Below are 26,702 nucleotides of genomic sequence, written 5' to 3'. Positions count from 1 at the left end.
CCGGGGTTTTCATTTTCACAAAAAAATTGGACTCCTTTTTTAGGAGTCCATTTCCGCAAACACCATCCGGTCCTTGCCATTTATATCAAAAACAACTTCAACCCTGGCGTGAGGGAATGTTTTTTCCAGTAACCCACGCACTGCTTCGCCCTGGCCAGCACCGATTTCAAAGCCGACCAATGCCTTCTTCTTCAATACTAGTGGAAGTTCCTCCATGAACCGGCGATACAGGTCCAGTCCATCTTCACCTGCAAAAAGCGCCAGATGAGGCTCGTGTTCGGTCACGATATCTGACATCCACTCCTGGTCAGCAACCGGGATATATGGCGGGTTCGAGATGACGGCATCAACCTTTTTTCCCTGTAAAATGAGCGGCTGAAGAAGATCTCCATGTAAAAACTCGATTTTCGCATCAAGTGCGCTTGCATTTTTCCGCGCCACCTCGAGGGCGTCTTTGGAGAGGTCAACTGCCGTTACCTCCAAAGCTGGTTTTTCCAGTTTCAAAGTAACTGAAATCGCGCCGCTTCCGGTGCCGACATCGACAAGGTCAATTTGATCACTCTCTGCAAAAAGCCTGTCCAGACGCTGAAGCGTTCCATAAACCAGCTCCTCCGTCTCCGGCCTGGGAATAAGCACATGCTCATTCACAAGGAAGCGGCGGCCGTAAAACTCCTCTGAGCCAATGATATATTGAATCGGCTCGCCAGCAGCATGCCTTTTTACAGCGGCCTGGAACTCTGTCCACACTTTCCCGTTCAATTCATCGCGCATCATCGCGAGCATTGACGTTCGGGACAGGCCTGAATAGTGGCGTAGCAAAAGTTCACCGGCGAACTCTTCACGGTTATGTTCTTTTAAAAAAGAAGAAGCCCAATTGAGGGCTTCAAATATTTTCACATTAGTCATTGTTCGCACTCTCAAGTCTTTGAGACTGGTCTTCCATAATTAGCGCTTCGATGATCTCATCCATCTTGCCCTGAAGGATCTGGTCAAGCTTCTGGATTGTCAGGCCAATACGGTGGTCAGTCACGCGGTTTTGCGGGAAGTTGTACGTACGAATCCGCTCTGAGCGGTCACCTGTACCTACAGCTGACTTACGAACCTGGTCATACTCCGCCTGTGCTTCCTGTTGGAACTTGTCATAGACGCGGGCACGAAGTACCTTCATCGCCTTGTCTTTGTTTTTATGCTGAGATTTTTCATCCTGACATGATACAACAATTCCAGTAGGAATATGCGTCAGACGTACAGCTGACATTGTCGTGTTAACAGACTGTCCGCCGGCGCCGCTCGATGCAAACGCATCAAAACGGATATCTTTATCATGCAGCTCGATTTCCACTTCTTCCGCTTCAGGAAGACATGCAACCGTGGCTGTTGAAGTATGGATACGGCCGCCTGATTCTGTTTCCGGAACACGCTGAACGCGGTGCGCGCCGTTTTCGAACTTCATTTTGGAATAAGCACCATTCCCATTGATCATGAAAATGATTTCCTTGAAGCCGCCCACGCCAGTCGTGCTGGCATCGATGACTTCAGTCTTCCAGCCCTGTGATTCAGCATAACGGCTGTACATCCTGTAAAGGTCGCCTGCAAATAGTGCAGCTTCATCGCCGCCTGCAGCGCCGCGGATTTCCATGATAACGTTTTTGTCATCATTAGGGTCTTTAGGGATAAGCAGAATCTTGATGCGAGCTTCAAGCTCCTCAATGCGCGGTTCAAGCTCGGAGATTTCTTCCTTGACCATTTCACGCATATCAGCATCAAGCTTATCCTCGAGCATTGCTTTCGCATCTGTCAGCTGCTCTTTTACTTCCTTGTATTCACGATAAGCCATGACTGTTTCCTGGATGTCAGACTGCTCTTTTGAATACTCGCGGAGCTTCTTGGAATCATTAACAACTTCCGGGTCACTCAATAACTCATTCAATCTTTCATAACGATCCTCAACTGATTGAAGACGATCAAACACGGACATTCACCTCTATTTTTATTGCCTTGAAAATTGGATTATAAATTTATTCTTGCCTGTGTATTTCCGCAACAGGTCCGATAGTTCAACATAGCATAACATTCTAATTATAGTATAGGTGACACAACCAGTCAAAGCCATTGTGACAAGAAAAGCGCAAGCGACTTGTACCTGCCTTTTATGTATAAATAAAAAGCATGCCCTTGGTACGAGCATGCTGTGGCGCTGCAATTTTACTTAATATCAACGTTAATATCGTAACGCGGCAAGGCTCTTGTCAGCTTCTCCTGCAATGTCTTTTGGGCATTTTCACGATCTTTTCGGGTTACGCGCCCTTGAAGCTGTGCGGTTACGTTCATTTCGCCGCCGTTGATCCAGATGGAACCAGGTTCATAGCCAACATCAGTAATGACGTCCTTCGCTTTTTGCACATCCTGTGAAAAACTATGGTGGTTTTCGTTATCTGTATTCAGCAAATTCGGGTTCTGATCGGTCATTGTCATGCCGTCATCCTTGTCCCTCGTGAAATTAGGGCCATCTCCTTCGCGGACACCATCATCATCCCTATTCAGGTCCATGCCAGCCTGGTCTTGATCCTTATCATAGACTGAATCTGTATTATCCTGGACACATCCTGAAACCATAACCATCGCAAGCACAAACAACATGATTAATTTTTTCAAATTATGGCACCTCCCGCTGTTAGGTTGCCCCAAAAAGCTGCTGAAATGCATTGAAACAGTATTGCTGAGTTCCTGAATCAACATTTTTCAAGAAAAATCAGCAACTGGAAAAATTATTCTCTTACTTAGCCACTGTAATTGCACGTTCAAGAGTTATAATTGCACGTTAGGAGAAATTAATTGCACCGTCCATTGTCATAATTGCACCATTACATGACGTAATTGCACGTTCATCCAATATCTGGGAATCCCCTACCTTTAAACCCAATAAAAAATCCCCCCGCTGCCGGGAGGATTAAACATATTATGTTAAGCTTTCAGTCGTTTTCTCGATCTTAAGCTCGTTTGGTGATTTAGGAACTTCATGATGGTGCCTGCATCGTGGTTCGTACGATTCGGATGCACCAACGAGAATGACGGGATCATCATAAGAGGCTGGCTTTCCGTTGATCAAACGCTGTGTTCGGCTAGATGGCGAACCACATACCGCACAAACAGCCTGAAGCTTGGTCACAATTTCTGCAACGGCCATCAACGCAGGCATCTGGCCGAATGGCTCTCCGCGGAAATCCTGGTCAAGTCCGGCAACGATGACGCGGTAGCCGCTGTCTGCAAGATGCTGGATCACCTGCAGGATTTCATTGTCAAAAAATTGCACTTCGTCAATCGCAATAACATCAATTTCAGGGTTGATATGCTTGAAAATATCAATAGAGTTGGCAATAGGCTTTGCAGTAACTGCAGTTCCGTTGTGTGATACAACCGATTCTTCGCTGTAGCGGTTGTCAATCGCAGGCTTGAATACCGCAATTTTTTGTTTGGCAAATTGAGTTCTGCGCACGCGGCGGATCAGTTCTTCGGATTTACCCGAAAACATGCTGCCGCAGATCAATTCGATCCAACCGCTCTGTTTCATAACGTACATGGTCGGCCTCTCCTTCCTCGCTAAACCAAAATTTGAGTAAGCTTTTTTCGTATTTTTACGGCTTCTTCATGCCATAAAGGTACGAAAAAAGCCTGGTTAAAAGTTCGACACTTTTTTCAGCTTTTTCCATTATAACAAAAAAAGATGCTGAATCCAGACACATTAATAAAGTTCACAAAAATAAATTTATGTACCCAAAGTACAGGCAATTTTTTTAAAAAATGCAAAATAAAAAACAGGCAAGTCGCAAAGCTTCTTGCCTGTTTGATCGTTTCTTATATTACTATTACTGGTTGTTTTTAAGACCGTATTTCTTGTTGAAGCGGTCAACACGTCCGCCAGCTTCAGCAAACTTCTGACGTCCAGTATAGAATGGGTGGCATTCAGAGCAAGTTTCAACGCGAATCTCGTTCTTAACAGAACCAGTTTCGAATTCGTTTCCGCATGCGCAAGTCACCTTAACTGTTTTGTAGTTTGGATGAATTCCTGATTTCATTCTTTTCATCTCCTTCCGCCCTGAATCATATCCGAAACAGAGTTATAATCAACGGTTATACCGTTATTGGAAAAACACACTGCACTCATTATAACAAGTCCAACTGTATATTTCAAGTTAGTTTTTACAACCATAATTTGGAATTAAGAACGCTTGTTATTGCCCTTCATTTCCTCACCAAGAACGGCGAAGAAGTCTTCATTAGACTTGGACAGCCTTAGCTTGCGCAGGAATTTTTCGGCGAAATCTGGTGAATCCGACATTGATTTGCGGATTGCCCACAGCTTGTCTAGGTGATCTTTCGGAATAAGCAGTTCTTCTTTACGCGTTCCGGATCTGCGAATGTCGATCGCAGGGAAAATCCTTCTCTCTGCAAGCGAACGGTCAAGGTGCAGTTCCATGTTTCCAGTTCCCTTGAACTCTTCATAGATGACATCATCCATACGTGATCCTGTATCAACAAGCGCTGTCGCAAGAATCGTCAAGCTGCCGCCTTCTTCGATATTACGGGCAGCACCGAAAAAGCGCTTCGGACGGTGGAATGCCGCAGGGTCAATACCACCTGACAATGTACGGCCGCTTGGCGGGATGACAAGGTTGTACGCACGGGCAAGACGAGTGATGCTGTCCATCAGGATGATGACATCCCGTTTGTGCTCAACAAGGCGCATCGCACGCTCAAGCACAAGCTCGGCAACCTTGATGTGGTTTTCAGGCACTTCATCAAACGTTGAGCTGACAACATCGCCGGCAACGGAACGTTCGATATCGGTTACCTCTTCCGGACGCTCATCGATCAGCAGCACAATCAGTTCTGCTTCAGGATGATTTGTCGTGATGCTGTTGGCGATTTCTTTTAAAAGCATCGTCTTACCAGCCTTTGGCGGTGCGACAATCAAGCCACGCTGACCAAAACCGACAGGAGCGATAACATCCATGATCCTTGTTGATACATGCTTATGAGTTGTCTCCAATTTCATCATGCGGTCAGGATATAACGGAGTCAATCCCGGGAAGTGAACCCTTTCCTTCGCCGATTCAGGGTCATCCCCATTGACTGCCTCAACCTGGAGCAAGCCGAAGTAACGTTCGTTCTCTTTAGGAGGACGTACTTTTCCCGATACTTTATCCCCGTTCCTTAAATCGAAACGACGGATCTGCGAAGCCGAGATATAGATATCCTCAGAGCTTGGCGAGTAGTTAATCGGACGCAAGAAACCAAAGCCTTCAGACTGGATGATTTCCAGGACACCTTCCATGAAAAAATAACCCTGTTGTTCCGCACGAGCTTTAAGTATTGCAAAAATAAGTTCTTTTTTCGATAATTTGCTGTAGTAAGAGACTTTATATTCCTTTGCCAGTTCATAAAGCTCTTTCAATTTCATATTTTCTAAGCTTGAAATATTTACTTCCATAATGTCACCACGCCTTAAAATATTTCGATTTCCCCCATAAAAAAATGTATTAAGAATATATGCGTATGGATGGAAAAAGAAGAAATGAGTTTCCTTTGAAGGTTGTAAGAAGGAATTAAATGAAGGTATACAACTTGTTTGGTCTGATTTAAATCAAAAAGATTATTAAAACAATTTTCATTTTACCCTTAAACAGGAAAAATAATCAATCATTTTATTTATCAGCTCCCTTTACCTATATAATGCGGCAAAGGGAGCTGAGTTGTAAGGGTTTGCAGTCGCTTTTATAAAAAAGGTATTATTTCATTACCAAATGCGGCTTTTTCTTTAGGCTGTGCTGTCCTTCAATGAAGCGGACTGTGCCTGATTTTGCGCGCATGACGACTGAATGGGTTGAGCCGTAAGAGCCTTTGAACTGGACTCCTTTTAGCAACTCGCCATCGGTTACGCCTGTTGCAGCAAAAATTGCATCGTCGCCGCGGACGAAATCTTCCATAAGGAGAACTTTATTGACATCGATGCCCATTTTTTTGCAGCGTTCGAGCTCTGCGTCATTTTGCGGAAGCAATCTACCCTGAATTTCGCCGCCGAGGCTTTTCAGAGCTACCGCTGCGATGACACCCTCAGGTGCTCCGCCTGAACCGAACAGGATATCCACGCCGGTAGTATCAAACGCCGTGTTGATGGCGCCAGCTACATCGCCGTCGTTGATCAATTTGATTCTTGCTCCTGCATCACGAAGCTGGGCAATGATATGTTCATGGCGAGGACGGTTCAAAACCGTTGCTACCACATCTTCAATATCCTTGTTCTTCGCTTTTGCTACAGCCCTCAGATTATCAAGAACGGAAGCATTGATATCGACCATGCCTACCGCTTCTGGACCTACGGCAAGTTTATCCATGTACATATCCGGTGCGTGAAGCAGGTTGCCGTTATCTGCCACAGCAAGGACTGCAAGGGCATTCCATCCGCCAGACGCTACAATGTTCGTTCCTTCCAAAGGATCGACAGCAACGTCCAAACGCGGACCATAGCCTGTCCCAAGCTTTTCGCCGATATACAGCATCGGTGCTTCGTCCATTTCCCCTTCGCCGATTACGACTGTGCCTTTCATCGGGATGGTGTCGAACACATCTCTCATTGCCGACGTTGCAGCATCGTCAGCTTCTTCTTTTTTACCGCGTCCCATCCAGCGGGCTGAAGCAAGCGCCGCCGCCTCTGTCACGCGGACAAGCTCCATCGTTAAGCTACGTTCCATATGATCATCCCCTAGTCATGAAAGATGCTAATGCCTACCGAAAAGATGTTCCTATCAGCCAATCCGTTTCCATAAATCAACTTTCTCCTCGTTAGTCGATCATGTCTCTGGATCTGCTTAAGATAAGAAACTTTAATCCTGCCATAGTTAGCTGCTCGATAGTTAAATAAGTTATACTATTTCGCGATTCCGATATTCATTAGCACCACTATTTGTATTGTACAGCTCTATTGTACTATACTTTTTAAGATTTTTTCACTTCTTCTTGCTCTTCAGATGTCATATCTTCACGCCAAATTGTGGCACCTAGTCCATTTAGCTTTTCAACGATATGGCTGTAGCCGCGGTCGATATGGTCGACACCAGTAATTTCGGTGACACCTTCTGCCATCAGTCCGGCAATGACAAGTGCAGCTCCTGCGCGGAGGTCACTAGCCTTAACCTTAGCTCCCTGCAGCTTAACAGGGCCGCTGATGATTGCCGACCTGCCTTCGACTTTAATATTGGCATTCATTCTTCTAAGCTCGTCGATATGCTTGAAGCGGGCACCATAAATCGTATCTGTTACGACACTCGAACCCTCTGCCCGTGTAAGCAGTGCTGTGAATGGCTGCTGCAGATCGGTTGGGAAACCAGGGTAAACAAGTGTTTTAATATCGATTGCTTTATATCGCTCAGTTGGTGCGACATAAATTTGCTCGTCACTTGCTTCAATATGGACACCCATTTCCTTCAGCTTGGCCACAAGTGACTCAATATGCTGTGGAATGACATTATCAATTGTTACACCTTCACCAATGGCAGCACCAAGAATCAGGTACGTCCCTGCTTCGATGCGGTCAGGAATGATCGTGTGGCGGCAGCCGTGAAGCTCGTCGACACCATCGATCCGGATGACATCCGTACCTGCGCCTTTGATTTTCGCTCCCATATTTGTGAGCAAGGTCGCTACATCAATGATTTCCGGCTCTTTTGCCGCATTTTCAATGATTGTGCGCCCTTTTGCCCGGACAGCAGCAAGCATGATGTTGATGGTTGCCCCAACGCTTACGACATCAAGATAAATCCTAGCCCCGCGAAGCTCGTCGGCACGCAGATAGATCGCACCCTGTTCGTTTGTCACGCTGGCACCAAGCGCTTCGAATCCTTTTATATGCTGGTCAATCGGCCTTGGGCCCAAATGGCAGCCGCCCGGCAGTCCGATGACAGCCTTTTTGAAACGGCCCAGCATCGCTCCCATTAAATAGTATGAAGCTCGCAGCTTTTTCACTTTTCCATTCGGCAAAGGCATGGAAATCATGGAAGACGGATCTACCGTCATTTCATTGTTCGAGAATTCAACAGAACCGCCGATCTCCTCCATCAAGTCCTTGAGCATATGAACGTCGGAAATATCCGGCAAACCTTCAATGGTCACAGGCGATTCAGCTAAAATCGTTGCTGGGATCAAGGCCACAGCGCTGTTTTTCGCACCGCTGACCCGAACAGTCCCTTTTAAAGGATAGCCGCCTGCAATCTTAAGCTTTTCCATTTTTGACTCCCTTCTAAGCCGTGATGTATTAAGGTCAAGCTGGAGTTGCAAACTTTTTACAGCTAAGACCGATATAGGCTCTACTTAGATTTAAATTACCGAAATCAATAAGGAACATTTTTCCATTAAAAATACTCAGATTCCGGGAGTTTTCTATTCCTTTAGTTTACACGATATTCACAATTTCATGTAATAAAATGCAAAAAAGTTTAAATTGGGTAAAACTTCCTAAACTTACTTGACCTCGTCGGCCAAAACTATATTTTTGTTGAACAAATGCTAGGCTTTTCTATAGCTCTGTTAACCAAGGCTGTTGATCTTCGTTCCAGGCGCTTCGCTTTCCGCGGGCAGTCTGGGAGCCTCCTCGGCGTTAACACGCCTGCGGGGTCTCCCAATTACTTGCTGATCCCGCAGGAGTCTTCGCGCCTTCCACTACGATCAACAGGACTTAACAAAATCAGTTGGGGTGATAACAGAGCCAACAAATAAATTACATATTTCCTATAGAAACAATTACTGTCCGCGAGATTCCCAGTCTTTCAGGAATGCTTCGATGCCTTTGTCTGTTAGTGGGTGGTTGAACATTTGCTGGATGACTTTGTATGGTACTGTTGCGATGTGTGCGCCTCTTAGTGCTGCGTCTGTTACGTGCTGTGGATGGCGGATGGACGCGGCGATGATTTCTGTTTCGATGCCGTGGATGGTGAAGATGTCGGCGATCGTTGAAATCAGGTCGAGTCCGTTATGGCCGATGTCATCCAGGCGGCCAAGGAATGGTGATACATATGTAGCGCCCGCTCTTGCTGCCAGCAATGCTTGATTTGCGCTGAAGACAAGTGTTACGTTCGTCTTGATTCCCTCTTTTGAGAATACGGAAACGGCCTTCAGCCCTTCTGGGGTCATTGGAACTTTGATTGTGATGTTTGGAGCGATTGCTGCCAGCTCTTTTCCTTCTTTGATCATGCCTTCTGCATCTAGCGCGATGACTTCTGCGCTGACAGAACCAGGAACCAGTTCAGTGATTTCCTTCAAGCGGTCTTCAAACTTTACATTCTTTTCTTTTGCCACAAGCGATGGGTTTGTTGTGACACCGGATAGAATCCCCAGAGTGTATGCCTCGCGAATTTCTTCCATATTGGCAGTATCGATAAAAAACTTCATTTGTAAACGCCTCCAGTCGACAAAATTTTCAGTCTGATATAAATGGACAAAAACCGCCTTATTGTAAGGCGGTTTTAATTATAACAAAATTTTAATACTATTACGCTTTATTAGAAGAACCAAATTCGCGCATTTTGCCGATTACTGTTTCCTTAATCGCGTCGCGAGCTGGTCCAAGGTATTTACGTGGATCATATTCTTCAGGCTTTGCAGCAAGAGTTTCACGAACTGCTTTAGCAGAAGCGATTTGGTTTTCAGTGTTAACATTGATTTTAGCAGTTCCAAATGAGATGGACTTCTGGATATCTTTTGTAGGGATTCCAGTTCCGCCGTGCAATACTAATGGTACGCCAGCAGTCTTGTTGATTTCTTCCATTTCCTTGAAACCAAGGTTTGGTTCGCCTTTGTAAGGGCCGTGTACAGAACCAAGTGCAGGAGCCAGGCAGTCGATGCCAGTGCGCTGAACAAGTTCTTCACATTCTTTAGGGTCAGCATAGATAACGCCATCAGCAACGACATCATCTTCCTGTCCGCCAACTACTCCTAGTTCAGCTTCAACAGAAACACCTTTTGAGTGAGCGTATTCTACCACTTTTGAAGTGATTTCAACGTTCTCTTCGAAAGGACCGTGTGAAGCATCGATCATGACAGATGTGAAACCTGCATCGATCGCTTCTTTACACTTATCGAAGCTTGAACCATGGTCTAAGTGGATTGCGACTGGAACTGTTGTTTTATAGTCCTCCATCAATCCTTCTACCATTTTCACTACTGTTTTAAAGCCGCCCATGTAACGTGCAGCACCTTCGGAAACACCAAGGATAACTGGCGATTTTTCAGCTTCTGCAGCCTGAAGGATCGCTTGAGTAAATTCAAGGTTATTTAAGTTAAATTGCCCAACTGCGTAGCCTTCCGCATTTGCTTTTTTCAGCATTTCAGTCATTGAAACTAAAGGCATATTTTTTCCTCCTTCTTTATGATCAATTTTCATTTTGACAATGCTACCATTTTAAAGGTTTTCCTTCTCCGCTGTTGATTATGTACCCGAGATGGCATTCATCAAAACGAATGATCCTGTTGAATTCATAAGTATCATACCAAAAGAAAATCAGAATTACCATTGTTCAAGCCTTGTTTTTGAAAGTGTCATAAAAATGCTATAAAGCAAGCGTTACCAATAATTTCACTAGTCTGGAAACTCGATTTTTACCTGCTTTTTAAAAGTAAATGCCCTCCGGAAATTCGAGAGGACATTTCTATGTAATGTGTATACAATTACGAAACGGTTTGCGAATATTTTTTAACTGCTGCGCGGATGTCATCAATATCGAATGGTTTTGCGAAGTGGGTCAGCGCACCGAGATCCATTGCTTCCTGGATCATATCGAGTTCGCCGTAAGCGGTCATGATGATGACGCGGATGTCCGGATCGATTACCTTCATTCTTTTTAGAATTTCAATTCCATCCATACCAGGGATCTTCATGTCTAAAAGAACTAGATCTGGTGGATGCTTCTTAACGATATCCAGGGCCTGGACGCCATTAGCAGCTTGATATGTTTGATAACCTTCTTTTTGCAGCACTTCATTAAGTAGAATTCTGATGCCAAACTGGTCGTCTACAATTAGTATTTTTTCTTTCATGCCGCCTCTTCCCCCTAATAAATGTAGTATATTGTAAATATGTATATCCAGGACGTGGTTTCGTCTTATCCCCATTTACACAATTCGTTAAAAAGCTTGAAATTCCTCCCATATTTTCAAACTTATTTTTCGACAGATGCTTTTTCCTTTTCATTGTAGTACTTTATAATCAGTATTGGCAAAAACGGAGGTGCTCTTATGTTAAAAATGTTTTCGACACAGCTGACAGGTTTGTTCAACAGACTTCAGGAAAAAGAAGAATTTTCGATAGAGGACGGAGCTCGCCTGCTTGCACAGGCTGCAGCTGGCGAGGGAACTGTTTATATTTTTGGTGCTAAGGAGATGCAGGCTGTAGCCCTTGAAGCGGTTTATGGCGAGGAACCATTGCAAGCTGCTGCGATTTTAACAGAGGACGTCGAGCTTGAGGCTGCTGACCGCGTTCTGATTGTAAGCCGGTATGCAGACGACAAAGAGGCTGTTGAAGCAGCGCATGATTTACAGGAAAAAGGAATTCCATTCGTGGCCATCTCCACTGTCCGCGGTGAAAATGAACTTTCAGGACTGGATACTATGGCTGACGTGCACATTGATTTGAGATTAAAAAAAGGACTCCTTCCAGACGAACTGGGAAACAGAGTCGGCTATCCTACTTCCATCGCCGCATTATACATTTACTTCGGCTTGAAATTCACGATTGAGGAAATTTTAGAGGAGTATTAACCGGTGCTTTGACCCAACTTGCTCTGTCAAAAATCCATATAACCACAAAAAAGCCGGTGAAAATTCACCGGCTTTTTACTATTTTCACGTCTATTACTTACTTGACTTGATTGATGCTTCAATAAAGTCCCTGAATAATGGCTGCGGGCGTGTTGGTCTTGATGTGAATTCCGGGTGGAACTGAGATGCAAGGAACCATGGGTGATCTTTAAGCTCGATGATTTCTACCAAACGGCCATCCGGGCTTGTCCCAGAGAAGATGAATCCTTCTTTTTCCATTGCCTGGCGGTATTCATTGTTGAACTCGTAACGGTGGCGGTGGCGCTCATAGATCAAATCGTCGTTGTATGCAGCGAAAGCTTTTGTATCTTCACCAAGCTTACATGGATATAGTCCAAGACGTAGAGTTCCACCTAAATCTTCGATATCCTTCTGCTCTGGCAAAAGGTCGATGATCGGGTATGGCGTGCTTGGCATGATTTCCGCAGAGTGAGCGTCTTTCAAGCCGAGTACGTGGCGTGCAAATTCAACGGATGCAAGCTGCATGCCCAGGCAAATGCCGAAGAACGGCACTTTATTCTCACGAGCGTATTTGGTCGCAAGGATTTTTCCTTCAATTCCGCGGTCGCCGAATCCGCCTGGAACCAGGATTCCGTTTACGTCATTCAGCAATTCAACAACATTTTCTTCTGTAACTTCCTCAGAGTTGACCCACTTGATCTCGATATCACTGTCAAATGCGTATCCAGCATGCTTCAATGATTCAACTACTGAAATGTATGCGTCTTGAAGCTCAACATATTTACCAACAAGAGCAATTCGTGTTTTGCCTGAAAGATGCGTTACTTTTTCGACTAACGCATTCCATTCTGTCATATCCGCTTCGCCGCAATCCAGCTTGAAGTGGTCGCATACAAGCTGATCCATCTTCTGCTCCTGCAACGCAAGTGGGATTGAATATAATGTATCGGCATCTGCCGCTTCGATTACCGCTTCCTTATCGATGTCACAGAAAAGAGCAATCTTGTCTTTCATGTCCTGTGAAATCGGCATTTCTGTACGAAGAACGATGATGTTTGGCTGGATACCAAGGCTGCGAAGTTCTTTTACGCTGTGCTGGGTTGGCTTTGTCTTCATTTCACCGGCTGCCTTGATGTAAGGAACCAATGTACAGTGGACATACATCACATTGTCACGGCCAACATCGTTCTTGATCTGGCGGATCGCTTCAAGGAACGGCAGGGATTCGATATCGCCTACTGTACCGCCGATTTCAGTGATGACAACGTCTGCGCCTGTTTCTTTACCAGCACGGAAAACGCGGTCTTTGATTTCGTTCGTGATATGCGGGATAACCTGTACTGTTCCGCCCAGGTAGTCGCCGCGGCGTTCTTTTTTCAGGACAGTTGAATAGATTTTTCCTGTCGTCACGTTTGAGTACTTATTAAGGTTAATATCAATGAAACGCTCGTAGTGGCCAAGATCCAGATCCGTTTCAGCACCATCGTCTGTAACGAATACTTCACCATGCTGGTAAGGGCTCATTGTTCCTGGGTCCACGTTGATGTATGGATCGAACTTCTGGATTGTGACGTTCATACCCCTGTTTTTCAGCAATCTTCCAAGAGATGCTGCCGTAATTCCTTTACCTAATGACGAAACTACGCCACCTGTTACAAAAATATACTTTGCCATTTGTATAATCCCCCTCATCAAACAGTTTGTACAATATGTACCTGTTTAATTGATTTATTAATAAAATTTTTAACGATGTCATTGGCCTGCAGTTTATGATGCAAACCTGTTTGTCTGGGGGTTTCTGGACAAAATAAAAAAAACGCCCCGCATACATAGTATGGGGAGCGTTTAGTAGCTGTTTTACATAATCGTCCTTTTTTAAGGAGCCCAAAAAGTATTCTACAGCCGGTCCTATTAAAAGTCAAGCCGTTAATTACAGTTCTTCGTCTTCTTCCGCGTCTTCGTCTTCGAGTGGAAGATCTTCTTCTTCGTCTTCTAATAACTCATCTTCGTCGTCGAAGTCATCAGTGTCTTCAATATCTTCATCGAAGTCTTCATCATCATCGTCATCATCGAGAGCATCATCGTCGTCATCTTCATCAAATTCGTCGATGTCATCATCGAAGTCAAGATCTTCCTCATCGATTTCATCGAACTCGTCAAGATCGAGGTCATCCTCATCGACAGCCTTCTTGGCTTTCTTCTTCTTCGGCTTGACTGTCGTGACATTATCTTCTTCGATTTGGTCAACAGGATACCAAACGCGCAGTCCCCAACGGCTTTCGCTCTGGGACATGAAGCGTCCATCTATATTTATATCTGTATAGAACTGAACCATTTTTTCAGTTACTTCGGCCTCGTCAAATTTCATGACCTTCCTGATCTCTGCCATAAGTTCTTGAAATGTAACAGCCTGCTTTTTCTCTTTTAAAATTTCATAGGCAACTTCAATCATTGACATTTCTTGAAGCTCTTCTTTTGAGTATTGTTTTAAACTCAACCTTCGCACTTCCTTTCTCTATTCCAGGCCTTACCCGGCCTTGCGTCCGAAAACAAGGAAATTATCCCAGAATGCATATTCTACATTATAAACAAATTCTAAACCTTTATGCCAGTTTTATCTGTCCTTTTCTCGCCTTTTTTCGCTTTCGTTATCTGCTTTCCTGCTGCCAGTCCCTTTTCTCTTTTTAAGCTGGGCATAAGCCAGGAAAAAGAAGACTATCGAAAGAATGAAAAAAGATATCGCCCCGAGCTGTCGCTGGTAAAGATAATACATTGCTGCTGCTGCCATAACAGCCCCTGCCGTTAATAACACCGATCTCACACATTTCACATCCTGAAGTAGGTCGTATGTATTCGCTGATATCTAGATTATATAAGATTATTTGGTAAAAGATATGAAAACTTCTATAAAAGTTGTTTTTGAACCAAATCTCATCTCATATTCGTACTCTCTTCTTAGAAGCTGGATCATGGCTAGTAATGATTATTGATAGGTTAATGTTAGTTTACGAAAAGAGCATAACAAAATGCAAGATGGCTTATAGTTTTCCTACAAGCCACCTTGCCCAATCTAGATCCATTGAAAAAGCTCTAATGCCACGTCCTACCCTTATACACCATCGTTTTTGTTTTTAAACTCTGGTTCCTTCTTTTTTGAAAAATCAGTACCCTACATATTCCTGCGGAACTGGCCGCCTACTTCGTATAGTGCCCGGGTTATTTGTCCGAGGCTTGCGTATTTGACGGTTTCCATTAGTTCGGCAAAAATATTGCCGCCGCTTACTGCTGTATCTTTCAGGCGCTGAAGTGCTTCTTCGGATTGATCTTTGTTTTTATCTTTGAAGGACTCAAGGTTTTGAATCTGGGTTTCTTTCTCTTCTTTCGTTGCACGTGCCAGCTCCATTTTGTCGATTTCTTCCTCTGATGGAGGATTTGGATTCAGGTATGTGTTCACACCGATGATCGGCAGCTCTCCTGAATGCTTCTTCATCTCGTAGTACATCGACTCATCCTGGATTTTTCCGCGCTGGTACTGTGTTTCCATTGCACCAAGTACGCCGCCGCGGTCATTGATCCGTTCAAATTCCTGAAGGACTGCTTCTTCTACTAAATCTGTCAGCTCTTCAATGATGAATGCGCCCTGGAGCGGGTTCTCGTTCTTTGTCAATCCGTGCTCCTTCGTGATGATCATCTGGATGGCCATCGCGCGGCGGACAGATTCCTCCGTCGGTGTTGTGATGGCTTCGTCATATGCATTTGTATGAAGCGAGTTGCAGTTATCGTGCAATGCCATCAAAGCCTGAAGCGTCGTACGGATATCGTTGAAGTCGATTTCCTGCGCATGAAGTGAACGTCCAGATGTCTGGATATGATACTTCAGCTTCTGGCTTCGCTCATTTGCACCGTATTTGTTCTTCATTACAGTCGCCCAGATACGGCGGGCAACACGGCCGATCACGGAATACTCAGGATCAAGGCCGTTTGAGAAGAAGAAGCTCAGATTTGGCGCAAAATCATCGATGTTCATGCCTCTGCTCAAATAGTATTCAACATACGTGAAGCCATTTGAAAGCGTGAAGGCCAGCTGGGATATCGGGTTCGCGCCAGCTTCGGCAATATGATAGCCGGAAATCGAAACAGAATAATAGTTTCGAACCTTCTCGTCGATAAAATATTGCTGGATATCGCCCATCATTCTTAGCGCGAATTCAGTAGAGAAGATACAAGTATTCTGTCCCTGGTCTTCTTTTAAGATATCTGCCTGCACCGTTCCGCGTACTGTTTGTAATGTCATTTCCTTTACTTGTGCGAACTCTTCGTCATTCAGCTTGCGGCCAAGCTCTTGTTCTTTCTTTTCTACCTGCTGGTCAACTGCCGTGTTCATGAACATTGCCAGGATGATCGGCGCCGGACCGTTGATTGTCATCGACACAGATGTTGATGGATGGCAAAGATCAAAGCCTGCATACAGCTTTTTCATGTCATCAAGCGAGCAAACGCTGACGCCGCTCTCGCCGACCTTACCGTAAATATCCGGGCGGTAATCAGGATCTTCGCCGTATAAAGTAACGGAGTCAAATGCTGTGCTCAATCGCTTTGCATTGTCATCCTTGGACAGGTAATGGAAGCGGCGGTTCGTCCGTTCCGGTGTCCCTTCACCAGCAAACTGGCGCTTTGGATCCTCACCTTCGCGTTTGAACGGGAAAACGCCCGCAGTATACGGGAAACTTCCTGGTACGTTCTCAAGGTATACCCAGCGCAAAATCTCTCCGTAATCCTTGTACTTCGGCAATGCCACTTTAGGGATGCTCAAACCTGAAAGACTCTTCGTCCTTAACTCAGTGACAATTTCCTTATCGCGAATTTTCGTTACGAACTGGTCTGCACTGTACTTTTCCTTCAACGCTTCCCAGTTTTTGATAATATGTTTCGATTCTGGCGTCAGCTTTTTCTCTGCTTCTTCCTTTAACACCTGAAGAGTAGATAGCACTTCGCTGTTACATCCACTTTCTTTTACCGCCTCGATCGTCCCTTCTAACTGGAACAATCTGCGTGCAAGGTCTGCCTGCTCTGCAGCAAGCTTATGATAGCCGCGGACCGTTTCGGAAATCTCCCGCAGGTAATAGCGGCGGTCATTTGGAATGATGACATTCTGTTTTTCAACTACTGCGTTTGTAGAGAAAGATGTCGTCCAATTTGTTCCTGCTTTTTCATTGATTTTATTGACCAAAGCTGCAAAAAGTGCGTTTGTACCCGGGTCGTTGAATTGGCTGGCGATCGTGCCGTAGACAGGCATTTCATCCAATTCTTTATCCCAGAACAGATGGCTGCGCTGATACTGCTTCTGCACCTGGCGCTTTGCATCCTCAGAGCCTTTGCGTTCGAATTTGTTAATCACGATCAGGTCTGCATAATCAATCATGTCGATTTTTTCAAGCTGTGACGGCGCTCCGAATTCGCTTGTCATCACATACATCGAAACATCGCACACGTCGGTGATTCCAGCATTGCCCTGTCCGATCCCGCTTGTTTCGACGATGACGAGGTCGAAGCCTGCTGCTTTGACAACATCAATCGCATCTTTAATTGCCAGCGACAGTTCCGATCTTGACTGTCTTGTTGCCAGGCTGCGCATGTAAACGCGTGGAGAGAAGATCGCGTTCATGCGGATGCGGTCGCCGAGAAGTGCTCCGCCTGTTTTCTGTTTAGTAGGGTCGACTGATAAAATCGCTACCCGCTTTTCAGGAATCTCATTGATGAATCTTCTGATCAATTCATCGGTCAGTGAACTTTTTCCTGCGCCGCCTGTACCGGTAATCCCGACTACAGGAACCTGCTTTGTCATAGTTTTCACTTTTTCCATCAATGTTTCCACTGCGGCTGCTGTCTCTTTTTCGGAACCAACATGCTGCTCGGCAAGAGTGATCAGCTTAGCAACGGCATTCGGGTCTCCAGCCTCAAGCTTTTCGATCTCCTCGACGCCTTCTGGAGTTACGGTTGGGAAATCACATTCCTTGATCATCTGCTCGATCATGCCGTTGAGGCCATATTTCCTGCCGTCTTCTGGAGAAAAAATCCTGGCAATCCCGTATTCATGAAGCTCTTTTATTTCCCGCGGAATGATGACACCACCGCCACCGCCATAAATACGGATATGGGAAGCGCCTTTTTCCTTTAAAAGATCATACATATACTTAAAATATTCAACGTGACCGCCTTGATAGGAAGAAATCGCGATTCCCTGTGCATCCTCCTGGATCGCGGCATTGACGACCTCCTCAACGGAGCGGTTATGTCCAAGGTGGATTACCTCGCCACCCATTGCCTGGATAATCCTGCGCATAATATTGATTGAGGCATCATGGCCGTCAAATAAGCTTGAAGCTGTCACAAAGCGAATATGGTTCTTTGGCTTATACGTTTCCTGCATACTCATTTTGTTCCCCCTGTTCCTAATTTCATTTCCGACCCCTTGATCCCCTTAAAAAGCAGTTCGGTCTGAAGCTCTGTATACTCTTCGAGTGTATACAGTTTTTGCAGCGCCCAGCGGCGGAATCCCCACATCTGCCCCTGGACGAAAATATCATGGGCAATGATTTTCACATGTTTTTCATCCAAATCAAGCTCGCCATTTTCGACGCAGCGCTGGATGACATCCTCAAACATCCCCACCATTTCAATCTCTTTTTTCAGCACGTAAGGCAGTGCATCCTTTGTCAGTGACTTTACCTCCTGATACATGACGAGCACTTCATCCTGCAGGTCGTCCATAACCTTGAAGTAATTCGCAATCCCTACCTTCAGGCTCTCAAGCGTCCCCTGATTGGTATCGAGATTTTCCTGAAGGCGGTCGCGAACCTCGTCATAAATGCTGTCACAGACAAGATAAAGCACATCTTCCTTCGTGCGGATATATTCATAAAGAGTGCCGATGCTAAAGCCTGAAGCCCGGGCAATCTCTCTGGTCGTCGTGCGGTGGAAGCCCTTCTGCTTAAAAAGGGTAACGGCCCCTTTGATCATCTGGTCGCGTCTTTTTTTCACAAGTCGCTCATCTTTTACCGACGCCTGCACTTCTCGCTTTTTCATCAACATCTACCCGCCTTGTTATTTCGTCAGCATCCTGGAGATAACCAGACGCTGGATTTCCTGTGTTCCTTCATAGATTTGCGTGATTTTCGCGTCGCGCATGAAGCGTTCAACCGGATAGTCCTTCGTGTATCCGTAGCCGCCGAATACCTGTACAGCTTCAGTTGTGACCTTCATTGCTGTGTCGCCGGCAAACAGTTTGGACATCGCAGACTCCTTGCCGTATGGAAGACCTTCAGACTCAAGCCATGCCGCCTGGTAGGTTAATAGTCTTGAAGCCTCAACAGATGTTGCCATATCAGCCAGTTTGAAGCCAATGCCCTGGTTCGCCGCGATTGGCTTGCCGAATTGCTGGCGTTCTTTTGCATAATCTACTGCAGCATCAAGAGCGCCCTGTGCGATTCCGACAGCTTGTGCAGCGATTCCATTACGGCCGCCATCAAGCGTCATCATTGCGATTTTGAATCCTTCGCCAACTTCGCCCAGGATGTTTTCCTTTGGCACTCGGCAATCTTCAAAAATGATTTCCGTTGTAGGAGATGAACGGATGCCGAGCTTTTTCTCCTTCTTGCCGACAGAGAATCCAGCGAAGTCGCTTTCGACGATGAATGCAGTCGTACCCTTATGCTTGCTGGACGGGTCAGTCAATGCGAATACCACATAGATATCCGCTACGCCGCCATTTGTGATGAAGATTTTTGATCCGTTAAGCACATAATGATCTCCGTCTTCTTTTGCCGTCGTTCTCATCGCACCTGCATCCGAACCGCTTCCTGGCTCAGTCAGGCCGTATGCGCCAATGCTCTTTCCTTCAGCCATCGGGCGCAGGTATTTTTGCTTCTGCTCTTCGTTTCCGAACTTGAAGATCGGCCAGCCAGCAAGAGAGGTGTGTGCGGACAGCATAACGCCTGTCGACGCACAAACACGGGACAGTTCCTCAACTGCGATGCAGTATGCAAGATAGTCGGAGCCAATTCCGCCGTACTCTTCCGGCCATGGAATTCCAGTCAGGCCAAGTTCAGCCATCTTGTCAAAAATCTCGCGGTCAAAGCGTTCCTCTTCATCACGCTCTGCAGCTGTAGGAGCCACTTCATTCCTCGCAAAATCACGGACCATTTTTCGGATCATTTCATGTTCTTCGGATAATCGAAAATTCATTATTGTTTCCTCCGTTACTATTTAGTTTATTTATATAGGTAGCTGTTACATTCGACTTGATGGCGACCTTTTTTCGCTGTTATTTTGTGTACAGCCCGAAAGCAGGTGTTATCTTGACAGCTTTCCGGCTTCCGCAGCCAAACCTGTCACGATTCCGGGCTTTTCTTGACAGCTTTTTGGCTTCCACACTCAAACCTGTCACGATTCCAGGCTTTTCTTGACAGCTTTTCGGCTTCCACTGTCAAACCTGTCACGATTCCGGGCTTTTCTTGACAGCTTTTCGGGTTCCGACGCCAAACCTGTCACGATTCCGGGTTTTTCTTGACAGCTTTTCTGCTTTCACTGCCAAACCTGTCACGATTCCGGGCTTTTCTTGACAGCTTTCCGGCTTCCGCATCCAAACCTGTCACGATTCTGGGCTTTTCTTGACAGCTTTTCGGCTTCCGCACCCGAACCTGTCACGATTCCGGGCTTTTCTTGACAGCTTTCTGGCTTCCGAGGGTAAACCTGTCACAATAAAGGCTTACAACTGCTTACTAATAACAATCTTCTGTATCTCGCTCGTACCCTCGTAGATTTCGGTTACTTTGGCGTCGCGGAAGTAGCGTTCGACTGGATAGTCTTTTGTGTAACCGTAGCCGCCAAAGACCTGGATGGCTTCTGTGGTGACTTCTACTGCTGTGCGTGATGTGAACAGCTTTGCCATGGATGCTTCGATTCCGCACTTTTGTCCTTCTGAGCGTAATTGTGCTGCGCGATAGATTAATAGTTTCGCAGCTTCGACCGATGTTGCCATATCAGCCAGCTTGAAGCCGACGCCTTGCTGGGCAGCGATTGGCTTGCCGAACTGGACTCTTTCTTTTGCGTAGTCAGTCGCCGCTTCTAATGCAGCTTCAGCAATTCCAAGAGCCTGAGCGGCGATGCCGATACGACCAGAGTCAAGGTTGCTCATCGCGATCTTGAATCCTTCACCTTCCTGGCCAAGCAGGTGTTCTTCTGGCACCTTCATGTCTTCAAATGTCAGCTGGACCGTGCGTGAGCCGTAAAGGCCCATTTTGTGCTCATCCTTGCCGACGATGAAGCCCGGTGTGTCTTTTTCGACGATAAAAGCGGAAACGCCTTTTGGACCTGCTTCGGGATTAGTAGAAGCGAAAACGATATACACATCCGCTTCGCCGCCATTCGTGATAAACACCTTCGAGCCGTTCAACACATAGTATCCATCGTTTTTGACGGCCCTTGTTTTCAGGCTTGCAGCATCCGAGCCGGCACTTGGTTCTGTCAGACAGAATGCGCCGAGGTATTCGCCTGCAGCCAGCTTAGGTACATATTTTTTCTTTTGCTCTTCTGTACCAAAATACAAGATCGGGTTCGTTCCGACTGAAGTATGGACAGAAAGGATGACGCCGACCGTGGCGCTGACCTTTGATATTTCATGGATCGCGATGATGTAGGAGATGAAATCCATCTCCGAACCGCCATATTCTTCAGGTACCGGGATTCCCATCAGGCCAAGCTCACCCATCTTCTTTAAAATCTCCCTCGGGAACTCGCCATCTTCCATTTTTTCAACAAATGGAGCGATTTCGGTTTGCGCGAAATCCCGCACCATTTTGCGCATCATTTCCTGCTCTTCTGTAAATCTCAGATTCATTCTTAACCCTCCCCACGTCCAGACAAAATTTATGTAAGGACGATTCACGAAAAATTCTTACTCGTAAGTGTAGAAGCCACGGCCTGATTTTTTGCCTAACCAGCCTGCTTTTACATATTTCCTTAATAGTGGGCATGGGCGGTATTTGTCATCACCAAAGCCTTCGTGAAGTGTTTCCATAATGTAGAGACAAGTATCAAGGCCAATGAAGTCTGCAAGAGTCAGCGGTCCCATTGGGTGGTTCATGCCTAGCTTCATGACATCGTCGATCGCTTCCTTGGACGCTACTCCCTCGTACAATGTGTAGATTGCTTCATTGATCATTGGCATCAGAATACGGTTGGAAACGAAGCCTGGGAAGTCGTTCACTTCAACAGGAACTTTTTCCAATGTTTTTGTGATGTCTTCGATTGTTTGATAAACTTCATCAGCTGTCGCCAATCCACGGATGATTTCAACAAGCTTCATGACTGGCACTGGATTCATGAAGTGCATGCCGATGACTTTTTCAGGACGCTTTGTCGCTGCAGCAATTTCGGTGATTGGCAAGGATGATGTATTGGAAGCAAGGATGGCGTGTTCAGGTGCAATTTCATCAAGCTGGGCAAAGATCTTTGCCTTGATGTCCATGTTTTCAACTGCTGCTTCAATGACTAGGTCTGCATTTTTGGCATCCTGCAGGTCTGAAGAGGAAGTAATTCTTCCGACAATCACATCAAGCTGTTCAGCAGTCATTCGCCCTTTGTCTACCTGGCGGCCAAGGTTTTTCTTGATGCCGGAAAGTCCGCGTTCAACAAATTCTGGCTTCAGGTCGTTCAAAAATACATCGTATCCTGCCTGCGCGCATACCTGGGCGATACCAGAGCCCATTTGTCCCGCGCCAATTACCATGATTTTTTTCACACTCATTCTATCTCCTCCTATAAAATTCATTGCTATGGAGGGCAATGTGTCTTGCCCTCCCGTCTTTTGTCAAAATCCTTACTGCTTCGGAACCTCAATCATCACTGCATCGCCCTGGCCGCCGCCCGAGCAGATCGCCGCAATGCCGACCCCGCCGCCGCGGCGCTTCAGTTCATGCATCAAAGTAAGGATGATGCGTGCCCCACTTGCTCCGATAGGATGGCCAAGGGCAACCGCACCGCCGTTCACATTGACCTTTTCCGGATCAAGGTTCGCAATGCGTCCACTCGTCAATGCGACTGCAGCAAAAGCTTCGTTGATTTCAAAGAGATCGATTTCTTCCAGCGACTTTCCGGTCTTTTTCAATAACTCATTGATGACAATTCCAGGTGTCTTCGGGAAATCCTTCGCTTCTGTTGCGATGGCTGCATGCCCAAGGATGACTGCCTGCGGTGTCCTGCCTTCACGCTGTGCGCGCTCTTCGCTCATCAGCACGAGGGCTGCCGCGCCGTCATTAATTCCCGGTGCGTTCCCCGCAGTAATCGTGCCATCAGAATTGAAAACTGGACCTAACTTGGCTAGCTTTTCAACTGATGTATCCTTCCTTGGTGCTTCATCATGCTGGACCAAAATAGGGTCTCCCTTGCGCTGCGGCACTTCAACCGGAACGATTTCCTCCGCAAGCTTGCCTGATTCTATCGCTTCAATCGCTCTCTGGTGGCTGCGATATGACCATTCATCCTGTTCCTGGCGGCTGATTTCATATTCTTTCGCTACTTCATTTCCGTAAGTGCCCATATGGACTCCCTTGAAGCTGCAAGTCAGTCCATCATGGATCATCAAATCCTTCACCTGGCCGTCGCCCATCCTGAAGCCCCATCGTGCTTTCGGAAGAATATATGGCGCGTTGCTCATTGACTCCATACCGCCGGCTACAATGACTTCCTCATCTCCTGCGCGGATGATTTGGTCTCCGAGCGTCAAGCTCCGCATGCCTGATGCACAAACCTTATTGATTGTTTCCGTTTTGACTTCCCACGGGATTCCAGCTTCTCTTGCAGCCTGGCGTGAAGGAAGCTGTCCCTGGCCTCCCTGCAATACTGTGCCTAGAATGACCTCACCGATTTCTTCCGGCTTTACTTCCGCTCGTGCCATTGCTTCTTTTACCGCGATTCCGCCAAGCTGGCTAGCTGTGAATCCGCTCAAAGCTCCGCCAAGTTTGCCAAATGGTGTTCTAGCTCCTGCTAAAATGACTGTCTTCCCCAATGTCATCTCTCCCTTTCAATCTATTAATTTTGGAAAATGAAAAATAGATCTCAATCCAGTCTTTTTTGATTGACTGAACGCTCGCTCGAAACTCGTCTAAAAAAAATAAGCAAGCAGTTGTTTTGTTGTGAGGTTCTAAGGTGGTTTTTTGCTGAAGAATAATGTAAGCGCTTTATCATACTATTCATTTTACTTTAAAAATAGTAGAAATTGAAACACTTTGCTAAAAATTCTGTCTTATGTCGAATTTTTACTGTGAGTCAACTTCTACTATTCATGTTTTAAGTATCCTTTTTCCTTTAAACAAGGCTGTTGATTTCCGTTCCAGGCGCTTCGCTTTCCGCGGGTGGCTCGGGGAGCCTCCTCGTCGTTTCACTCCTGCGGGGTCTCCCCTGACCCATGCTCCCGCAGGAGTCTTCGCGCCCTCCACTACAATCAACAGGTTTTCCAAATAACTATTGAGCTTTAACAGAAAGCTTTATGATACAAGCGGTTTAATTTCTCCGAAAACGGATTTTTCAAGTAGTTCGGCTACGTCTAGTGTATCGACGTTTTCTTCTACTTCCTTCGCTTTTGTTCCGTCAGATAGCATTGTCAGGCAGTATGGGCATCCGGAACTGATAACGGATGGGTTTACTGCAAGTGCTTGTTCTGTTCGGGATACATTGATCCGGTGTCCTGTCTCTTCTTCCATCCACATCAAGCCGCCGCCAGCGCCACAGCACATTGCTGTATCGCGGTTGCGTTCCATTTCCTTCAGATCCACACCAGGAATCGCCTTGAGGATATCACGCGGTGCGTCATATACTTCGTTATAGCGTCCAAGGTAGCAGGAATCGTGGAAAGTGATCATTTCGTTCACTGCATGCTTTGGAGTCAGCCTTCCCTCTTTCACGAGTTGTGCAAGAAGTTCAGTATGGTGGTAGACCTCACCTTCAAAACCGAAGTCAGGATATTCATTCTTAAAGATATTGTATGCGTGAGGGTCAATCGTCACGATCTTCTTCACTTCATTTTTCTCGAATTCTTCGATATTCTTTGTCGCAAGTTCCTGGAATAGGAACTCGTTGCCAAGGCGGCGCGGTGTATCGCCGGAGTTCTTTTCCTTGTTTCCAAGGATCGCGAACTTGACGCCTGCTTCATTCAATAGCTTAGCGAATGAAAGGGCAATCTTCTGGCTGCGGTTGTCAAATGAACCCATCGCGCCAACCCAGAATAAGTATTCGAATTCTTCGTCTGCCTTTTTCATTTCTTTTACCGTAGGAATGACTACATCGTCGCGAAGCTCGCGCCAGTTTTCTTTTTCCTTACGGTTCAAGCCCCAAGGATTGCCCTGGCGCTCGATATTCGTCATCGCGCGCTGTGCATCAGCGTCCATCTTACCTTCAGTCAAAACTAGATAACGACGGAGGTCGATGATTTTATCCACGTGCTCGTTCATGACTGGACACTGGTCTTCACAGTTACGGCAAGTTGTACATGCCCAGATTTCTTCTTCTGTGATGACATCGCCGATCATGCTTGGGCTGTATGCGAGGCCTGCTGCAGCTTCATTCGCGCCCTGGCCGGCAGCTGCCAAAGCGAGCTGGTTGCCCTTAGTGTTTGAAAAAGCAAAAGTCGGCACCCATGGCTGCTTGGATGTAACCGCTGCGCCGTGAAGCGTCAAATGGTCACGCAGCTTGACGATCAAGTCCATTGGCGACAGCATTTTTCCAGTGCCTGTTGCCGGACACATATTCGTACAGCGTCCACATTCTACGCAAGCATAAAAGTCGATCATCTGTTCATAATTGAAATCAGTAATTTTACCGGCACCGAATGTTTCCTGTGTTTCATCTTCAAAATCGATCTTTGTAATCTTTCCTGGTGAATCAACCCTTGTTAAATAAACATTGGCTGGACCGGCGATCAAGTGAGCATGCTTGGATTGTGGTACATATACCAGGAACGCAAGCAAGAACAGCAAATGAATCCACCATGCGATATAGAAAATCGTGATGGCAGCCGCTTCAGGAATTCCGCTGAATGCTGCCGCAATAAGAGATGCGACCGGTTCAGTCCATGTTCCCTCATGGCCGTGCCAGATCATGCCCATCCCGTTTCCGAGCAATACAGAAAGCATCAATCCGCCGATGAACAGCAATACGAGCCCATTCTTGAAGCCGCGCTTCAGGCGGACAAGCTTTTCAACATAGCGGCGGTAAAAAGCCCATACTACCGCTACAAGAATTGTCAGCGTAACGAGCTCCTGAAAAAATGTAAAACCTGGATATAACGGGCCTAATGGCAAATGCGAGCCAGGCTTGATTCCTTTCCAGATAAAATCAATTGCCCCGAACTGTACAAGAAGAAATCCATAGAAAAACATAACGTGGATTGCACCGCTTTTCTTGTCCTTCAAAAGCCTTTTCTGGCCAAATACATGGACAAGGATTCTTCTCCAGCGGTCCTTGATATCATCATCAAACTCTGATTTCTTGCCAAGCTTGATGTACTCAATTCTCGTCTTTACCACGTATACAAACAAGCTGACGGCGTAAGCGGTTACAAGTAAGAACGCGATAAGATTAATCCATAGCAGACCGTTCATAAAAATCATTTACCCCTTTCGATGCTGATTTTTGGATGAAAATTTTTAACCAAACAAATTTTCTGAATATACCTTTAACTACATTATATAATGAATGAGCATTCAGTCAACTCATTTCCTTTCATTTCTGAAAATTGTTTACACTTCCTCTTTTAAAGGAATTTAACATATATTGAATGTTTTCGGCAAAAATAATATGAAATGCAGACGCGCCTT

24 protein-coding genes are annotated in these 26,702 nt (G+C 45.9%); 1 reads left to right on the top strand and 23 read right to left on the bottom strand.

The features are described from left to right. Positions 1–39: 39 nt before the first annotated feature. From prmC to J7E32_RS04920, 11 genes are all read right to left on the bottom strand, one after another. Positions 40–906, bottom strand: a complete 867-nt coding sequence (gene prmC / locus J7E32_RS04970; RefSeq protein ID WP_286182718.1) for a peptide chain release factor N(5)-glutamine methyltransferase — start codon at positions 904–906, stop codon at positions 40–42. Then, positions 899–1,972, bottom strand: a complete 1,074-nt coding sequence (gene prfA / locus J7E32_RS04965) for a peptide chain release factor 1 (protein WP_214904524.1) — start codon at positions 1,970–1,972, stop codon at positions 899–901. Before prfA ends, prmC begins: the two co-directional genes overlap by 8 nt. Before the next feature lie 233 nt (positions 1,973–2,205). After that, positions 2,206–2,655 carry a hypothetical protein gene (locus tag J7E32_RS04960; RefSeq protein ID WP_214904503.1) on the bottom strand — a complete coding sequence of 150 codons (450 nt, stop codon included), beginning with the start codon at positions 2,653–2,655 and terminating at the stop codon, positions 2,206–2,208. A gap of 304 nt (positions 2,656–2,959) precedes the next feature. Beyond that, positions 2,960–3,580, bottom strand: coding sequence for a thymidine kinase (locus J7E32_RS04955; RefSeq protein ID WP_214904500.1), 621 nt, complete (start codon positions 3,578–3,580; stop codon positions 2,960–2,962). Positions 3,581–3,866: 286 nt separating this feature from the next. Beyond that, positions 3,867–4,076: a 50S ribosomal protein L31 gene (gene rpmE / locus J7E32_RS04950; RefSeq protein ID WP_041964628.1), complete on the bottom strand. Its 210-nt coding sequence runs from the start codon at positions 4,074–4,076 to the stop codon at positions 3,867–3,869. A gap of 143 nt (positions 4,077–4,219) precedes the next feature. Further along, on the bottom strand, positions 4,220–5,494 hold the full coding sequence (gene rho / locus J7E32_RS04945) for a transcription termination factor Rho (RefSeq protein WP_214904520.1): 1,275 nt from the start codon (positions 5,492–5,494) through the stop codon (positions 4,220–4,222). Positions 5,495–5,789: 295 nt separating this feature from the next. Further along, complete coding sequence (gene glpX, locus J7E32_RS04940) at positions 5,790–6,752, bottom strand: class II fructose-bisphosphatase (protein WP_214904497.1); 963 nt, start codon at positions 6,750–6,752, stop codon at positions 5,790–5,792. A 244-nt stretch (positions 6,753–6,996) separates the two neighbouring features. Continuing rightward, positions 6,997–8,283: a UDP-N-acetylglucosamine 1-carboxyvinyltransferase gene (locus J7E32_RS04935; RefSeq protein WP_214904485.1), complete on the bottom strand. Its 1,287-nt coding sequence runs from the start codon at positions 8,281–8,283 to the stop codon at positions 6,997–6,999. Positions 8,284–8,796: 513 nt separating this feature from the next. Beyond that, positions 8,797–9,444 (bottom strand): fructose-6-phosphate aldolase, encoded by a 648-nt coding sequence (fsa, locus tag J7E32_RS04930; RefSeq protein ID WP_214904474.1) that lies wholly within the window; start codon positions 9,442–9,444, stop codon positions 8,797–8,799. Between the two features lie 100 nt (positions 9,445–9,544). Continuing rightward, positions 9,545–10,402 (bottom strand): class II fructose-bisphosphate aldolase, encoded by an 858-nt coding sequence (locus J7E32_RS04925; RefSeq protein ID WP_214904471.1) that lies wholly within the window; start codon positions 10,400–10,402, stop codon positions 9,545–9,547. Positions 10,403–10,719: 317 nt separating this feature from the next. Continuing rightward, positions 10,720–11,088, bottom strand: a complete 369-nt coding sequence (locus J7E32_RS04920; protein ID WP_041964634.1) for a response regulator — start codon at positions 11,086–11,088, stop codon at positions 10,720–10,722. Between the two features lie 198 nt (positions 11,089–11,286). Here J7E32_RS04920 and J7E32_RS04915 point away from each other — a divergent pair, with 198 nt between their 5' ends. Next, the gene (locus tag J7E32_RS04915) at positions 11,287–11,808 is read left to right on the top strand and encodes a DUF2529 domain-containing protein (RefSeq protein ID WP_214904459.1); all 522 of its coding nucleotides are present in this window, start codon (positions 11,287–11,289) and stop codon (positions 11,806–11,808) included. Positions 11,809–11,901: 93 nt separating this feature from the next. Here J7E32_RS04915 and J7E32_RS04910 read toward each other — a convergent pair whose 3' ends face one another. From J7E32_RS04910 to J7E32_RS04860, 12 genes are all read right to left on the bottom strand, one after another. Next, entirely contained in the window at positions 11,902–13,503 is a 1,602-nt protein-coding gene (locus J7E32_RS04910) for a CTP synthase (RefSeq protein ID WP_214904456.1), read from the bottom strand. Between the two features lie 256 nt (positions 13,504–13,759). Further along, positions 13,760–14,326: a DNA-directed RNA polymerase subunit delta gene (gene rpoE / locus J7E32_RS04905; RefSeq protein WP_214904453.1), complete on the bottom strand. Its 567-nt coding sequence runs from the start codon at positions 14,324–14,326 to the stop codon at positions 13,760–13,762. Between the two features lie 117 nt (positions 14,327–14,443). Next, a complete protein-coding gene (locus J7E32_RS04900; protein WP_214904527.1) occupies positions 14,444–14,650 on the bottom strand; it encodes a hypothetical protein in 207 nt (68 codons plus the stop codon). A 348-nt stretch (positions 14,651–14,998) separates the two neighbouring features. Beyond that, entirely contained in the window at positions 14,999–18,259 is a 3,261-nt protein-coding gene (icmF, locus tag J7E32_RS04895; protein WP_214904518.1) for a fused isobutyryl-CoA mutase/GTPase IcmF, read from the bottom strand. A 2-nt stretch (positions 18,260–18,261) separates the two neighbouring features. After that, entirely contained in the window at positions 18,262–18,915 is a 654-nt protein-coding gene (locus J7E32_RS04890; RefSeq protein WP_041964675.1) for a TetR/AcrR family transcriptional regulator, read from the bottom strand. An 18-nt stretch (positions 18,916–18,933) separates the two neighbouring features. Beyond that, positions 18,934–20,073: an acyl-CoA dehydrogenase gene (locus tag J7E32_RS04885; RefSeq protein WP_214904451.1), complete on the bottom strand. Its 1,140-nt coding sequence runs from the start codon at positions 20,071–20,073 to the stop codon at positions 18,934–18,936. 79 nt (positions 20,074–20,152) lie between these two features. After that, positions 20,153–20,275, bottom strand: a complete 123-nt coding sequence (locus J7E32_RS22765) for a hypothetical protein (protein ID WP_286182714.1) — start codon at positions 20,273–20,275, stop codon at positions 20,153–20,155. A 100-nt stretch (positions 20,276–20,375) separates the two neighbouring features. Continuing rightward, positions 20,376–20,522, bottom strand: coding sequence for a hypothetical protein (locus tag J7E32_RS04880; protein WP_214904449.1), 147 nt, complete (start codon positions 20,520–20,522; stop codon positions 20,376–20,378). Between the two features lie 74 nt (positions 20,523–20,596). Continuing rightward, positions 20,597–21,727: an acyl-CoA dehydrogenase gene (locus tag J7E32_RS04875; RefSeq protein WP_214904447.1), complete on the bottom strand. Its 1,131-nt coding sequence runs from the start codon at positions 21,725–21,727 to the stop codon at positions 20,597–20,599. A gap of 57 nt (positions 21,728–21,784) precedes the next feature. Next, positions 21,785–22,636, bottom strand: a complete 852-nt coding sequence (locus tag J7E32_RS04870) for a 3-hydroxybutyryl-CoA dehydrogenase (RefSeq protein WP_214904445.1) — start codon at positions 22,634–22,636, stop codon at positions 21,785–21,787. A 72-nt stretch (positions 22,637–22,708) separates the two neighbouring features. After that, the gene (locus J7E32_RS04865) at positions 22,709–23,896 is read right to left on the bottom strand and encodes an acetyl-CoA C-acetyltransferase (RefSeq protein WP_214904443.1); all 1,188 of its coding nucleotides are present in this window, start codon (positions 23,894–23,896) and stop codon (positions 22,709–22,711) included. 478 nt (positions 23,897–24,374) lie between these two features. Continuing rightward, a complete protein-coding gene (locus J7E32_RS04860) occupies positions 24,375–26,486 on the bottom strand; it encodes a (Fe-S)-binding protein (RefSeq protein ID WP_214904441.1) in 2,112 nt (703 codons plus the stop codon). Positions 26,487–26,702 lie beyond the last annotated feature (216 nt).

Source organism: Bacillus sp. ISL-55, assembly GCF_018613155.1.
Taxonomy (GTDB): domain Bacteria; phylum Bacillota; class Bacilli; order Bacillales; family Cytobacillaceae; genus Mesobacillus.
This window is presented reverse-complemented; position numbering and strand designations above follow the sequence as displayed.

Excerpts from the sequence above, each read along its gene's own strand:
- J7E32_RS04935 (WP_214904485.1), bottom strand. The coding sequence starts at position 8,283 with ATGGAAAAGCTTAAGATTGCAGGCGGCTATCCTTTAAAAGGGACTGTT.
- prmC (WP_286182718.1), bottom strand. The coding sequence starts at position 906 with ATGACTAATGTGAAAATATTTGAAGCCCTCAATTGGGCTTCTTCTTTT.
- glpX (WP_214904497.1), bottom strand. The coding sequence starts at position 6,752 with ATGGAACGTAGCTTAACGATGGAGCTTGTCCGCGTGACAGAGGCGGCG.
- J7E32_RS04860 (WP_214904441.1), bottom strand. The coding sequence starts at position 26,486 with ATGAACGGTCTGCTATGGATTAATCTTATCGCGTTCTTACTTGTAACC.
- fsa (WP_214904474.1), bottom strand. The coding sequence starts at position 9,444 with ATGAAGTTTTTTATCGATACTGCCAATATGGAAGAAATTCGCGAGGCA.
- J7E32_RS04890 (WP_041964675.1), bottom strand. The coding sequence starts at position 18,915 with ATGAAAAAGCGAGAAGTGCAGGCGTCGGTAAAAGATGAGCGACTTGTG.
- J7E32_RS04875 (WP_214904447.1), bottom strand. The coding sequence starts at position 21,727 with ATGAATCTGAGATTTACAGAAGAGCAGGAAATGATGCGCAAAATGGTG.
- icmF (WP_214904518.1), bottom strand. The coding sequence starts at position 18,259 with ATGCAGGAAACGTATAAGCCAAAGAACCATATTCGCTTTGTGACAGCT.
- rpmE (WP_041964628.1), bottom strand. The coding sequence starts at position 4,076 with ATGAAATCAGGAATTCATCCAAACTACAAAACAGTTAAGGTGACTTGC.
- J7E32_RS04920 (WP_041964634.1), bottom strand. The coding sequence starts at position 11,088 with ATGAAAGAAAAAATACTAATTGTAGACGACCAGTTTGGCATCAGAATT.
- J7E32_RS04910 (WP_214904456.1), bottom strand. The coding sequence starts at position 13,503 with ATGGCAAAGTATATTTTTGTAACAGGTGGCGTAGTTTCGTCATTAGGT.
- J7E32_RS04955 (WP_214904500.1), bottom strand. The coding sequence starts at position 3,580 with ATGTACGTTATGAAACAGAGCGGTTGGATCGAATTGATCTGCGGCAGC.
- J7E32_RS04925 (WP_214904471.1), bottom strand. The coding sequence starts at position 10,402 with ATGCCTTTAGTTTCAATGACTGAAATGCTGAAAAAAGCAAATGCGGAA.
- J7E32_RS04915 (WP_214904459.1), top strand. The coding sequence starts at position 11,287 with ATGTTAAAAATGTTTTCGACACAGCTGACAGGTTTGTTCAACAGACTT.
- J7E32_RS04870 (WP_214904445.1), bottom strand. The coding sequence starts at position 22,636 with ATGAGTGTGAAAAAAATCATGGTAATTGGCGCGGGACAAATGGGCTCT.
- J7E32_RS04885 (WP_214904451.1), bottom strand. The coding sequence starts at position 20,073 with ATGAATTTTCGATTATCCGAAGAACATGAAATGATCCGAAAAATGGTC.